We start from the raw sequence: 12,454 nt of genomic DNA on the forward strand, positions 1-12,454 counted from the left end.
ATGCCCATCACAATTCTCGACGGTATCGTTCTCGGCGTCGCGCTGTTTTCGGCCATCCTCGCGATGGTTCGCGGCTTCTCGCGCGAGGTTCTGTCGGTGGCGAGCTGGGTCGGCGCAGCCGCCGCGGCCTATTTCCTCTATCCGCATCTTCTGCCCTACGCCAGCCAGTACACGACCAGCGGAACGGTCGCGATGATCGGCTCGGCGGCCGTAATCTTCCTGATCGCACTGATCATCATCTCCTTCATCACGATGCGGGTGGCCGACTTCATCATCGACAGCCGCATCGGCGCGCTCGACCGCACGCTCGGCTTCCTGTTCGGAGCCGCTCGCGGCATTCTGCTCGTCGTCGTCGCCATGCTGTTCTTCAACTGGTTGGTGGCGCCGCAGCAGCAGCCTGTCTGGGTGACCCACGCGAAGTCGAAGCCGCTGCTCGACAATCTCGGCAATCAGTTGGTAGCGCTGCTGCCGGAAGAGGCCGACGCCACCATTCTCGACCGCTTGCGCGGAAAGGATACGACCGGCGAAGGCGAAAGCGAGACGCCGCCGGCTCAGACGGAACAGGCGCCCGGCGAGGAAGCGCCGGCGACGAACGGCTGAGATCGACAGGAAAGTTTGCGACAAAGCCCGCTGTGCGGGCTTTATCCATTTGGAATGACGCTTGTCAGTGTTTTCGGGTAAGATCGCTTGAAGACTGGCGGCCCGATCACGATATGCGCACCGGCACGTAGCAAAGGCGAATTGCGATGACCGATCTCAGATCCAGCGAAATTCATGACGAACTCGACGGCGACACCCTTCATGAGGAGTGCGGCGTTTTCGGCATTCTCGGGCATCCGGACGCCGCCGCGCTGACGGCGCTCGGCCTGCATGCGCTCCAGCATCGCGGGCAGGAAGCCGCCGGCATCGTCACCTTCGACGGGCGGCAGTTCTATTCGGAGCGCCGGATGGGTCTCGTCGGCGACCACTATACCGATCCCACCACGCTCGCGAAGCTGCCCGGTTCGATGTCGATCGGCCATGTACGCTACTCCACCACCGGTGAGACGGTCCTGCGCAACGTCCAGCCGCTGTTTGCCGAGCTGCAGGAAGGCGGAATCGCAATCGCGCACAACGGCAACTTTACGAACGGCCTAACGCTCCGGCGCCAGATCATTGCAGACGGTGCCATCTGTCAGTCGACATCCGACACCGAAGTGGTGCTGCACCTGATCGCGCGGTCGAAACACGTCTCCTCCAGCGACCGTTTCGCCGACGCGATCGCCCAGGTCGAAGGCGGCTATTCGATGCTGGCTCTGACGCGCACCAAGCTCATCGCCGCCCGCGACCCGAACGGCATTCGCCCGCTCGTCATGGGCGAACTCGACGGCAAGCCGATCTTCTGCTCGGAGACCTGCGCGCTGGATATCATCGGCGCCAAGTTCGTTCGCGATATCGAGAACGGCGAAATCGTCATCTGCGAGATTCAGCCGGACGGGTCGATCACCATCGATGCCCGCAAGCCGCAGAATCCGCTGCCGGAACGCCTTTGCCTTTTCGAATACGTCTATTTCGCCCGGCCGGATTCCGTCGTCGGCGGCCGCAACGTCTATGTCGCCCGCAAGAACATGGGCAAGAACCTCGCCATCGAAGCCCCCGTCGAGGCGGATGTCGTGGTGCCCGTTCCGGATGGCGGTACTCCGGCTGCAATCGGCTACGCGCAGGAAAGCGGTATCCCCTTCGAACTCGGCATCATCCGCAATCACTATGTCGGGCGGACCTTTATCGAGCCGACGCAGCAGATCCGTGCCTTCGGCGTCAAGCTCAAGCATTCTGCGAACCGGGCGATGATCGCCGGCAAGCGCGTCGTGCTCGTCGACGATTCCATCGTCCGTGGCACCACTTCGGTCAAGATCGTCCAGATGATGCGTGACGCAGGCGCGCGCGAGGTGCATGTGCGCGTCGCGAGCCCGATGATCTTCCACCCGGATTTCTACGGCATCGATACGCCGGACCGTGACAAACTGCTCGCCAACCAGCATGCCGACCTCGCCTCGATGTGTCGCTTCATCGGCGCCGATTCGCTCGAATTCCTCTCTATCGACGGGCTTTATCGTGCCGTCGGCGGCGAGACGCGCAACCCACAGGCGCCGCAGTTCACCGATCACTATTTCACCGGAGACTACCCGACCCGCCTTCTCGACCAGGGGGCAGCGAGCAACGTTCGCAAACTCTCGGTTCTCGCAAGCAACGGATAACGAACAACAACATGACGCCCAATCTGAAAGACCGGATCGCCGTCGTCACCGGCGCATCGCGCGGGATCGGCTATTTCACTGCTCTTGAACTCGCCAGGGCCGGCGCCCACGTCGTCGCCTGCGCCCGCACCCTCGGCGGCCTCGAAGAACTGGACGACGCGATCAAGGCTTTCGGCGGTTCGGCAACGCTCGTCCCCTTCGATCTGTCGGACATGGCCGCCATCGACAAGCTCGGCGGTGCCATAAACGAGCGCTGGGGCAAGCTCGACATCATGGTCGCCAATGCGGGCGTCCTCGGCACGATCTCGCCGATCGGCCATGTGGAAGCCAAGGTCTTCGAAAAGGTGATGGCGATCAATGTCACCGCGACCTGGCGCCTGATCCGTTCGCTCGAACCGTTGCTCGTCCGTTCGGATGCCGGCCGCGCCCTCATCCTCTCCTCGAGCGCGGCGCACAAGTGCAAGCCATTCTGGGGGCCCTACTCCGCCTCCAAGGCTGCGGTCGAGGCGCTGGCACGCACCTGGGCCTACGAGACGCAGCGCCTGCCGCTGCGCATCCTCAGCGTCGATCCGGGCGCCACGCGCACCGCCATGCGGGCGCAGGCCGTGCCCGGCGAAGATCCCGAGACCCTTCCGCATCCCTCCGAGGTAGCTCAGGCGCTGTTGCCGCTGCTCGGCCCCGAGCAGACCGAGACGGGAAAGCTCTTTATCGTTCGGGAAAAGAAGATCGTCGACTACCGCATGCCGGAATAGGCCGGCGGCGCTTCCCCGCATCCGGCCTGCCGGCCCGCAAGCGGGGCGAAGGTGATTGGCGACTGATGCTCCGCCCTCGGCGGGCATCCGCGCGCGGAAACCTATCAGCTATTCGCTGTCCCCCGGCAAACCGTCGTTCCCGTGGCCACCCGGCCAGTCGCCGTATTTGCGCTGCCAGGATCGGGCACCGAAGGGCAGGCTCACCAGATAGGCCATCGCAGTCACCACCATCGTCTCCCAGGTATAGGTCATCAGCGTCGCCACGTAGAAGACGACGACCAGGATGACGGGGAGGACCAGATCCCGGCGGACGCGGTTCTCCGACTTGCCGGACCAGACAGGAAGACGGCTGACCATAAGGAAGGCGATAAGGACCGTATAGACCGACGCGATCAGCGCAAACGTCCTTTCCGGCGCAAGACCGAGCAGGCCAAGATAGACGGGCAGCAAAACCAGCATCGCACCGGCCGGCGCCGGAACACCGACGAAATATTCCGACTGCCAGGATGCCTTGACCTGGCGCTCCGCCATCACGTTGAAGCGCGCCAGCCTCAGACCGACGGCAATGGCGTAGATCAGCGCCGCAATCCAGCCGAGGGAACGCGCCTGATCGAGGAGAAACACGTAGAGGACGAGCGCGGGCGCGACCCCGAAATTGATGATGTCGGCAAGCGAGTCCATCTGGACCCCGAAACTCGAGGTCGCCTTTAGAAGACGCGCGATGCGCCCGTCGATGCCATCGAGGAAAGCGGCAAGGAGAACCATCGCAACCGCGAGCTCGAACCGATTCTCGAATGCCAGCCGGACGCCCGAGAGGCCGGCGCAGATCGCCAGGACCGTGATCATGTTCGGGACCATCAGCCGTAGCGGAATCTCCCGCAACCGGGGCCCGCGGGCCTTGTCGTGGGTGCCGGTGGCGTCCACGTGCTCAGCGGCGGGCTGTTCCGGGCTTCCTGCGGATTGTTCGTGGCGGGGTTCTTCCATGACCTGTCCTCACGCGCGCCGGCTGATGACCGGGCCCTTCGCCGATCCGAATTCGGCGAGCACCGTCTCGCCGCCGGTGGCCGTCTGACCGACCGTCACGCGCGGTTCCGCACCGGCAGGCAGGAACACGTCGAGCCGCGAGCCGAAGCGGATGAGGCCGAAACGCTCGCCCGCCTCCAGCGACGCGCTCTCCCGCGTCCAGCAGAGGATGCGGCGGGCCACGAGACCGGCGATCTGGACCACGCCGATCTGGCCGTGTTTCGTTTCGATGACGAGGCCGTTGCGCTCGTTTTCCTGACTTGCCTTGTCCAGCTCGGCATTCACGAACTTGCCGGCACGGTAGGCGATCCGTCGTACCGTGCCGCTCATCGGCGCGCGGTTCACGTGGCAATTGAACACGTTCATGAAGACCGAAATGCGCAGCATCGGCTCCGATCCGAGGCCCAGTTCCTCAGGCGGCGTCACGGTGGCGACCGACGATACGGTGCCGTCCGCCGGGCTGATGACGAGATCGTCGTCGATCGGCGTCATGCGCTCCGGATCGCGGAAGAAATAGGCGCACCAGGCGGTCAGAACGAAGCCGATCCACATCAGCGGCTCCCAGAGGAAGCCGAGCGCCAGCGACACGACAAAGAAAATCGCAATGAAGCGGTAGCCTTCCCTGTGGACCGGTACGAGCGTGTTGCGCACTGTGTCGATCAAACTCATGAACTCTACTCTCCATATTTGCTTTGCGACGTGAACTAGCGCGAATCAGACAGCCCGGCAATGTCGAGGCCGGGAGATAGAGGACTCGCGGTAACCTCATTGCGGTCAGAGCGCCGGCATTCCCCGGTCGACGATGCCGAGATCGTCGCTCTCACGCACGCGTTTCAACTGTTCTTCGGCCTGCGTTGCCTCGCGCTGGCGGCTCCACATGGAAGCATAAAGACCGCAGCGGTCGATCAGTTCGCCATGGGTGCCGCGTTCGGCAATGACGCCGTCCTTCAGGACGATGATCTCGTCGGCGTTGATGACCGTCGACAGGCGATGGGCGATGACGAGCGTGGTGCGATTGCGCGACACGATATCGAGCGCAGCCTGGATTTCCTGTTCCGTCTTCGTGTCCAGAGCCGACGTCGCCTCGTCGAGGATCAGAATCGGCGGCGCCTTCAGGATGGTTCGCGCGATCGCGACGCGCTGCTTTTCGCCGCCCGAAAGTTTCAGGCCGCGCTCGCCCACCATGGCGCGGAAGCCTTCCGGCAGGTCACGGATGAAATCGGCGATCTGCGCCGCCTCGGCGGCTGCCTCGACCTCCGCATCGCTCGCCGTCACCCGGCCGTAACGGATATTGTAGGCGATCGTATCGTTGAAAAGAACAGTGTCCTGCGGCACCATGCCGATCACGGAGCGCAGGCTCTTCTGGGTGACGTCACGCACGTCCTGACCGTCGATGGTGATCGAGCCTTCCTGGACATCGTAAAAGCGGTAGAGCAGCCGCGACAATGTCGACTTGCCGGCTCCTGAGGGGCCGACGACTGCGACCGTCTTTCCGGCGGGCACATCGAAGGTGATCCCTTTCAGGATCGGCCGTGCCGGATCATAGGCGAATTGGACGTTCCTGAAGGAAATTGCGCCTCTTTCGATCTCGAGCTCCTTCGCGTTCGGCCGGTCGACGACCTCCGCCCGAACGTCGAGCAGATCGAACATGTGCTCGATATCGGTCAGGCCCTGGCGGATTTCGCGATAGACGAAACCGATGAAGTTCAGCGGGATCGCGAGCTGGATCAGCATCGCGTTGATGAAGACGAAGTCGCCGATGGTCTGTTCGCCGCGCTGCACGGCGAGCGCCGATATCGTCATCATCACCGCCGTGCCGGCACCGAAAATCAGCGCCTGGCCGAAGTTCAGCCAGCCGAGCGACGTCCAGACCTGCGTCGCGGCCCGCTCGTAACGCTCCATAGACTTGTCGAACCGCTTCGCCTCCATCTCCTCGTTGCCGAAATATTTCACGGTCTCGAAATTCAGGAGCGAATCGATCGCCTTGGTGTTCGCATCGGTGTCGCTGTCGTTCATCGAGCGTCGAATGGCGATGCGCCAGTCGCTCGCACGCACGGTGAACCAGATGTAGAGCCATACCGTGACAGCGGTCACCAGGAGATAGGTGAAGCCGTAGCCCCACCAGAAGATCACCGCCGTCAGCAGGAACTCGATGAGTGTCGGCACGCTGTTGAGGATCGTGAAGCGGACGATCGTCTCGATGCCCTTGGTGCCGCGTTCGATGATGCGCGAAAGCCCGCCCGTGCGCCGCTCGAGATGGAAGCGCAGCGAGAGCTGGTGCATGTGAACGAAGGTCTTGTAGGCAAGCTGCCTGACGGCATGCTGGCCGACACTGGCGAAAAGCGCGTCGCGCAGCTGGTTCAGGCCCGCCTGCAGCAAACGCGCGAGATTATAGGCGAGTACCAGCATGACGGCGCCGGTCAGGAACTGCGGCAGGAAGCCGAGTGCGTCGGGCTTGTTGTTGAGCGCATCGGTCGCCCATTTGAAGAAATAGGGGACGAGGATGAGCACCATCTTGGCGATCACCAGGATCACCGTCGCCCAGACGACCCTCAGCTTCAGATCGATCCGGTCCGCCGGCCACATGTATGGCCACAGATTCGCTATGGTTTCGATGGGATTGGCGCTGTCGGCGGAAACCGTCTTCTTCTGGGGCACGTCTCAGTCCGCTTCATGATTTGATTGAGGAAGACACGCGGGCGAACCGCTACGTCGCGCGCCTTCATCCCGCACCAGCTTCAATGAAAAGCGGCGCCTTTTTGGAGGACGCCGCTTTTCCTGACAGATAGGTCCACCTCCCCGCCAACGCAATGGAAGTGCCGGCAAAAGACAAACTTAGAGCGGGATGAGGAAAACTATGTGCGGTTTTCCGCCCGCATCCCGCTCTTGGGAACGATCACGTTAGTGCTTTGAGGTCGAACCGACCTGAAAGCATCGTGATCTAGTGTCGCATATGCTTGCGGTGGATTTCCCGCGATTCTTCCTCCGACAGCATCTCGTCCGGAACCCCGAAAACCTGGCCCGGTCGGATCAGATCCGGATTTTCGATCTGTTCGCGGTTGGCGAGATAGATGGTGGTGTAGCGCAGACCGGCACCGTAGACGCGGCGCGAGATCTGCCACAGCGTATCGCCGCGGCGGATGATCACCGACGTCTTACTTTCCTTGAGAGGTGCCTGCTCGATGGTGGCCGGCTGTTCCTTCGCCGCATCCGAAGCCGGCGCCGCCGTCTGGTCGACCACGGTTGCATTTGCCTCGCCCGCTGCCGAAGGCTCCGGCTGCTTCGAGGCATCGCTCGCCTGCGCCGCCAAGGGTTCGGCGGATGCCACCGAGGTGCCGACATTCTGGCGCGTCAATGCGTTCCCAAGAGCACCATCGACCTTCTCCACCGCCGCTGCGACGCTTGACGGGTCCTGCGGCGCAGCCTTGAGCGCGTCCAGCGCCGTTGTCGCCGCCTTGGACGCTTCAGCGGCGGCTGCCGCCAGATCGGCATCGGAGCCGTCGGCCGGCTTGAATTCGGCCAGCGACTGGAGGGCGAATTCGGTTGCCGAGCGGGCCGCGGCGAGCTGCTCCACGGAGGGCTGCTTCCCGTCGGCAAAAAGCGCTTTCAAAAGGGTAAGCGCCTTGCCCGCTTCCGCCTTCAAACGGTCGAGACCCGTCGTGGGTGCTGCAAGCGTCGAACCGGCGATGGCGGCAACCTGCGCGCCCGCCGGCCTGTCGAAGGGAACGGAGGCGCGCATCGCCACCTTGCTCGCATCTTCGTTCATCATATCGGCGCGGATGATATGGCTGCCGACCGAGAGCTCGATCGAACCGTCGACGACGAAATGTCCCTTGTCATCGGCTTTCACCTCACCCAGCAGCTCGTCGTCCGCGTAAATGCGGACAAGGGCACCGGGCTTGGCGTTGCCTGCGACATACATCATGCCGCCTTCGATCTCGACCGCAGTCACCTGCAGCCCGGGAATGGTTGCCGGTGCGGCGGGAGAAACGGAAGCGCCGCCGGGCTCGCCAGCCGGTACCGTGCCCGGATCGGCGGCTGCCTGCATCGGCTTCGGCTCGGCTTCCGGCGTCGTGATCAGCCGGCTCGCCTTGCCCGCCTTGGATACCATCGCCAGCAGCTGCCCGCTCGAATCCTTCGGTACCGAAACAGTCGCAACCTCCTCCGACGTCTTGCTGTGTCCGCCTGAGCCGACGCTTCTGAGCGTCAGCTGGTGGTCGCCTGCCGAGAGCGGCTTGTCGAAGACGGCGGCAAAATCGCCGCCCGCGCCGACATTGGCGGTACCGACGACCGTGTCGCCGCTCAGGATCTCGAGCTTCGTGCCGGGCTGGGCTCTGCCCGCGACGACCGTCGAGCCGTCCGGTTCGACGCGCAGGACGTCAAACCCCGGAACCGTCCAGTTCGCCACCGGGTCGGAGGCGGCCGCATTGCTGCCGGAGGCCGCTGTCGCTCGTTGTGCTGCGTTGCCTTGCGGGGCGGACGGATCGGTCTTCGTCGCCGCCGCCGTTTGGCCGGGCTGCTCGCCTGCGCCCGATTGGGCCACCGCCCCCTTGTCGCTGTCACGCAGATTCGGCTGAACCACAAAGATCATCAATGCGGTCGCGATTGCCAGGACGCCAAGCGCCACCCAGCTGGCCTTATTCTTAATCATGCCACTCTCCACAGGGCGGAGCGCCTTGATGCTCCCCGCATGCCCCATCGGCCGGCGCTGCGACGCCAGGTGCATTATAGCGCAACCGCAGCACACTGTCCGAATTCTTCAATGTATTACTGAAATTGCTAACGTTTCTTATAGTTCTATACAAGCGCTCACTATGATTCCGGCGCTCGACAGCCGGAGATTTTTCGTCCATTTTCCTTGACCCGTGCTGCACTGCAATTTCTGGTGGGACCATGAACGAGGAAACCACGCCGATTCTATCCGTTTGCGTTTATTGCGGTTCTCAGCCCGGGCGTGACGAAGCCCACATGCAGGCCGGCCGCACCCTCGGCAAATCGATCGCCGATCATGGCCTGCGCCTCGTCTATGGCGGCGGCACGCGCGGGATCATGGGCGCCGTGGCGAGCGGCGTGCTTTCGTCCGGCGGACACGTGACCGGCATCATTCCCGAATTCCTGATGGACAAGGAAGCGACGCGTCACTCGCTAGGCCAGCTGAACGAATTGATCGTTACCGCCGACATGCATGAGCGCAAGCACAAGATGTTCGAGCGCGCCGACGCCTTCGTCGCCCTTCCGGGCGGGATCGGCACGCTCGAGGAGATCGTCGAAATCATGACCTGGGCGCAGCTCGGCCGCCACAGGAAGCCGATGGTCTTCGGCAATGTCAACGGCTTCTGGGATCCGATGCTGCAGCTGATCGACCACATGCGCGGCCAGGGATTCGTTCACACCGCGCATCTCGTGCAGCCGCTGGTGATCGACCGTGCGGAAGACATCATCCCCGGCATCCTTGCCTCGGTCCGCGCCAACGGGCGCGAAGGCGAAGCCGAGATCATCGCCAGGCTCTGATCCAGATCGGGATGAGGAAAAGTGTGGGCGGGTTTCCGCCCGCATCCCCGCTCTAAGTTCTTAGAATCGATCACGTTCATGGCTTTAGGTCGATCCGACCTGAAGTCATCGTGATCTGACTCTGCCGATTATTCGGCCGGCGTCGGTTGAGCCGCGCGCCGCGCCCTGCTCTCCGCAAGCATCGCTCCCGAATAGATGAAGAGCGCGGCCCAGATCAGGGCGAAGGCGACGAGTTTGGCCGTTCCAAAGGGTTCGTGGAAAACGAAGACCGCGATAAGGAAGATCATCGTCGGAGCGATGTATTGCATGATCCCGATCGTCGAAAGCCGGAGCAGCTTCGCGCCATTGGCATAGATCATCAGCGGCACGGCGGTGACGATCCCGCAGGCGAGGAGCAGCAGGACATCCGTCATGTTGGCGTCGCCGAGGAAGTGGCCCTGCCCCGTCGCCTCGAGCCAGATGACGTAGCCTGCAGCCGGGATGCTGAGCAGCAAGACTTCGAGGAAGAAGCCCTGGTTCGGCCCGACCGGCAGCGTCTTCCGGAAGAACGCATAGAAACCCCAGGAAAAGCACAGCCCGATCGAAACCCAGGGAAGACCGCCCGCGTCGAAGGCAAGCACGCCCACCGCGAGCGCGGCGAGGCCGATCGCCACCATCTGCGCCGGATTTGGCCTTTCCTTCAGCAGCAGCGCACCGAGGAAGATGGAGAACAGAGGGTTGATATAGTAGCCGAGCGCCGTCTCGATGGCCCGGCCCGCCCCGATCGCCCAGACATAGATGCCCCAGTTGACCGTGATGAGAGCCGCCGTGATCGTGGCCATCATCAGCACGCGTGGAGAGCGCAGCGCTACCTTCACGTCCTGCGTGCGGCCGAGCCACACGAGCACGAGGCCTGCGAGCGGTACCGACCAGACGATACGATGCGCCACCACTTCCGCCGCAGGGATATGCGACACCGCCTTCATGAAAAAAGGCAGGAAACCCCACAACAGGTAGGCTGCCAGCGCGAAGGCGAAACCCTTCGGGGAATCGACATTCTCTGCGGGCAAATTCGCGTTCGGCTCGGCCATGATTTTGATCCTGAAATTCCACCGGAGCCGAGCGGGAAGCGCTCCGGTCGCAATCGACGGCCAACCCTCTCGGGAGCAATTGCCGTCAGTCCTCCTGCGTCCTACTCCAATGGACGGTGATGCACCAATTCATTTCCGTGAACCGATGGATGAACGGCGTTGATGCGACGGAACCGGACATCCCGCGCAACCCGATCATCGTGATCCAAACTACTCGGCCGCGATCGATCCGACCTGATCGCGGTTTTTGAGCAGCTTGTAGACGATACTGTCCATCAATGCCTGAAATGAGGCGTCGATGATGTTGTCGGACACGCCGACCGTCCACCAGCGCGCCCCTGAGCGATCCGTCGATTCGATCAGAACGCGGGTGACGGCCTCGGTGCCGCCGTTGAGGATGCGCACCTTGTAATCGGCAAGCTCCAGATCGGCGATCTCGGACTGGTACTTGCCGAGATCCTTGCGAAGCGCGAGGTCGAGCGCGTTGACCGGGCCGTGCCCCTCGGCGACCGACATCATCGTTTCGCCGTCGACGATCACCCTGACCACGGCCTCCGATACCGTCTTCAGCTTGCCGTTCGCGTCGAAGCGGCGCTCGACCATCACGCGGAAGCTCTCCACCCGGAAGAAGTCGGGCACGGTGCCGAGAATACGGCTCGCGAGCAGCGTGAAGCTCGCATCCGCACCTTCATAGGCATAGCCCGTCGCCTCGCGTTCCTTGACGATCGAGATCAGCTTGTCGAGCCGCGGATCGTCCTTGGAGACCGTGATGCCGCGCCGCTTGAGGGCATTGATGAAATTGGCCTTGCCTCCTTGATCGGAGACCATGACCTTGCGCAGGTTGCCGACGCTTTCCGGTGCGACATGCTCGTAGGTTCTCGGGTCCTTGAGCAAGGCGGAGGCGTGAATGCCGGCCTTGGTGGCAAAAGCCGAAGCGCCGACATAAGGAGCCTGGTGATCGGGAGAGCGGTTGAGCAATTCGTCGAAGGCATGGGCGAGCTTGGTCAGCTCCTGGAGCCTCTCGGCGTCGATTCCCGTCTCGAAACGGTTCGAATAGGTTTCCTTCAGGGCAAGCGTCGCAATCAAAGTCACGAGATTGGCGTTGCCGCAGCGTTCCCCGATGCCGTTGAGCGTGCCCTGGATCTGGCGAACGCCGGCTTCGACCGCAGCCAGCGAGTTGGCCACCGCCTGCCCCGTATCATTATGCGCATGGATGCCGAGATTTGCACCGGGCACTCCCGCCGCAATCACGGCTGAGACGATCTCGCGGATCTCGCCCGGCTGCGTGCCGCCATTGGTGTCGCAAAGCACGACCCAGCGCGCGCCCGCCTCGAAAGCCGTTTTCGTGCAGGCGAGCGCATAGGCGGGATTCGCCTTGTAGCCGTCGAAGAAATGCTCGCAATCGACCATCGCCTCGCGCCCGGACTCGACGACCGCCTTCACGGATGCGCGGATATTGTCGAGATTTTCCTCGTTCGTGCAGCCGAGCGCCACCTCGACATGATAATCCCAGCTCTTGGCGACAAGACAGATCGCATCGCTCTTGGCGCTCAGCAGCGCGCTCAGTCCCGGGTCGTTGGAAGCGGAGACGCCGGCGCGCTTGGTCATGCCGAAGGCGACGAAGGAGGCCTTGTCGGTGCGCCGGCACTTGAAGAACTCCGTGTCCGTGGGATTGGCGCCGGGATATCCGCCCTCGACATAGTCCATGCCGAATTGATCGAGCAGCGCTGCAATCGCGATCTTATCCTCGACGGAAAAGTCGATGCCCGGCGTCTGCTGCCCGTCCCGAAGCGTCGTGTCGAAGAGATAGATGCGTTCCCTGGTCATGTCTCGGTTCCAACGTACAAATCACTGATCGATT

10 protein-coding genes are annotated in these 12,454 nt (G+C 62.9%); 4 read left to right on the forward strand and 6 right to left on the reverse strand.

Annotated features, from left to right (window positions below; all coding sequences use genetic code 11):
- The 3 genes from ACFHWW_RS28795 to ACFHWW_RS28805 all read left to right on the forward strand — a co-directional run bounded on the left by ACFHWW_RS28795 (position 1) and on the right by ACFHWW_RS28805 (position 2,989).
- On the forward strand, positions 1–600 hold the full coding sequence (locus ACFHWW_RS28795; protein ID WP_100672096.1) for a CvpA family protein: 600 nt from the start codon (positions 1–3) through the stop codon (positions 598–600).
- A 146-nt stretch (positions 601–746) separates the two neighbouring features.
- Positions 747–2,237, forward strand: coding sequence for an amidophosphoribosyltransferase (purF, locus tag ACFHWW_RS28800; protein ID WP_275596526.1), 1,491 nt, complete (start codon positions 747–749; stop codon positions 2,235–2,237).
- An 11-nt stretch (positions 2,238–2,248) separates the two neighbouring features.
- Complete coding sequence (locus ACFHWW_RS28805; protein WP_100672095.1) at positions 2,249–2,989, forward strand: SDR family NAD(P)-dependent oxidoreductase; 741 nt, start codon at positions 2,249–2,251, stop codon at positions 2,987–2,989.
- Positions 2,990–3,097: 108 nt separating this feature from the next.
- On the opposite strand, the gene pssA is transcribed toward ACFHWW_RS28805, so the two are convergent.
- From pssA to ACFHWW_RS28825, 4 genes are all read right to left on the reverse strand, one after another.
- Positions 3,098–3,973: a CDP-diacylglycerol--serine O-phosphatidyltransferase gene (gene pssA / locus ACFHWW_RS28810; protein ID WP_379942534.1), complete on the reverse strand. Its 876-nt coding sequence runs from the start codon at positions 3,971–3,973 to the stop codon at positions 3,098–3,100.
- Positions 3,974–3,982: 9 nt separating this feature from the next.
- Positions 3,983–4,681, reverse strand: a complete 699-nt coding sequence (locus ACFHWW_RS28815) for a phosphatidylserine decarboxylase (RefSeq protein WP_018094641.1) — start codon at positions 4,679–4,681, stop codon at positions 3,983–3,985.
- A 105-nt stretch (positions 4,682–4,786) separates the two neighbouring features.
- The gene (locus tag ACFHWW_RS28820; RefSeq protein WP_379942536.1) at positions 4,787–6,670 is read right to left on the reverse strand and encodes an ABCB family ABC transporter ATP-binding protein/permease; all 1,884 of its coding nucleotides are present in this window, start codon (positions 6,668–6,670) and stop codon (positions 4,787–4,789) included.
- 283 nt (positions 6,671–6,953) lie between these two features.
- Positions 6,954–8,663, reverse strand: a complete 1,710-nt coding sequence (locus ACFHWW_RS28825) for a LysM peptidoglycan-binding domain-containing protein (RefSeq protein WP_379942538.1) — start codon at positions 8,661–8,663, stop codon at positions 6,954–6,956.
- A 242-nt stretch (positions 8,664–8,905) separates the two neighbouring features.
- On the opposite strand from ACFHWW_RS28825, the gene ACFHWW_RS28830 reads away from it, so the two are divergent.
- Positions 8,906–9,523, forward strand: a complete 618-nt coding sequence (locus ACFHWW_RS28830) for a TIGR00730 family Rossman fold protein (protein ID WP_127709433.1) — start codon at positions 8,906–8,908, stop codon at positions 9,521–9,523.
- 128 nt (positions 9,524–9,651) lie between these two features.
- Here the strand turns inward: ACFHWW_RS28830 and rarD are convergent, their stop codons facing one another.
- On the reverse strand, positions 9,652–10,593 hold the full coding sequence (rarD, locus tag ACFHWW_RS28835; protein ID WP_275596531.1) for an EamA family transporter RarD: 942 nt from the start codon (positions 10,591–10,593) through the stop codon (positions 9,652–9,654).
- A gap of 210 nt (positions 10,594–10,803) precedes the next feature.
- Positions 10,804–12,420, reverse strand: coding sequence for a citramalate synthase (cimA, locus tag ACFHWW_RS28840; protein ID WP_275599997.1), 1,617 nt, complete (start codon positions 12,418–12,420; stop codon positions 10,804–10,806).
- Between the last annotated feature and the right edge of the window lie 34 nt (positions 12,421–12,454).

Source organism: Sinorhizobium sp. P24N7 (genome assembly GCF_042436655.1).
Taxonomy (GTDB): domain Bacteria; phylum Pseudomonadota; class Alphaproteobacteria; order Rhizobiales; family Rhizobiaceae; genus Sinorhizobium; species Sinorhizobium meliloti_A.

Excerpts from the sequence above, each read along its gene's own strand:
- ACFHWW_RS28825 (WP_379942538.1), bottom strand. The coding sequence starts at position 8,663 with ATGATTAAGAATAAGGCCAGCTGGGTGGCGCTTGGCGTCCTGGCAATC.
- rarD (WP_275596531.1), bottom strand. The coding sequence starts at position 10,593 with ATGGCCGAGCCGAACGCGAATTTGCCCGCAGAGAATGTCGATTCCCCG.
- pssA (WP_379942534.1), bottom strand. The coding sequence starts at position 3,973 with ATGGAAGAACCCCGCCACGAACAATCCGCAGGAAGCCCGGAACAGCCC.
- purF (WP_275596526.1), top strand. The coding sequence starts at position 747 with ATGACCGATCTCAGATCCAGCGAAATTCATGACGAACTCGACGGCGAC.
- cimA (WP_275599997.1), bottom strand. The coding sequence starts at position 12,420 with ATGACCAGGGAACGCATCTATCTCTTCGACACGACGCTTCGGGACGGG.
- ACFHWW_RS28830 (WP_127709433.1), top strand. The coding sequence starts at position 8,906 with ATGAACGAGGAAACCACGCCGATTCTATCCGTTTGCGTTTATTGCGGT.
- ACFHWW_RS28805 (WP_100672095.1), top strand. The coding sequence starts at position 2,249 with ATGACGCCCAATCTGAAAGACCGGATCGCCGTCGTCACCGGCGCATCG.
- ACFHWW_RS28815 (WP_018094641.1), bottom strand. The coding sequence starts at position 4,681 with ATGAGTTTGATCGACACAGTGCGCAACACGCTCGTACCGGTCCACAGG.
- ACFHWW_RS28795 (WP_100672096.1), top strand. The coding sequence starts at position 1 with ATGCCCATCACAATTCTCGACGGTATCGTTCTCGGCGTCGCGCTGTTT.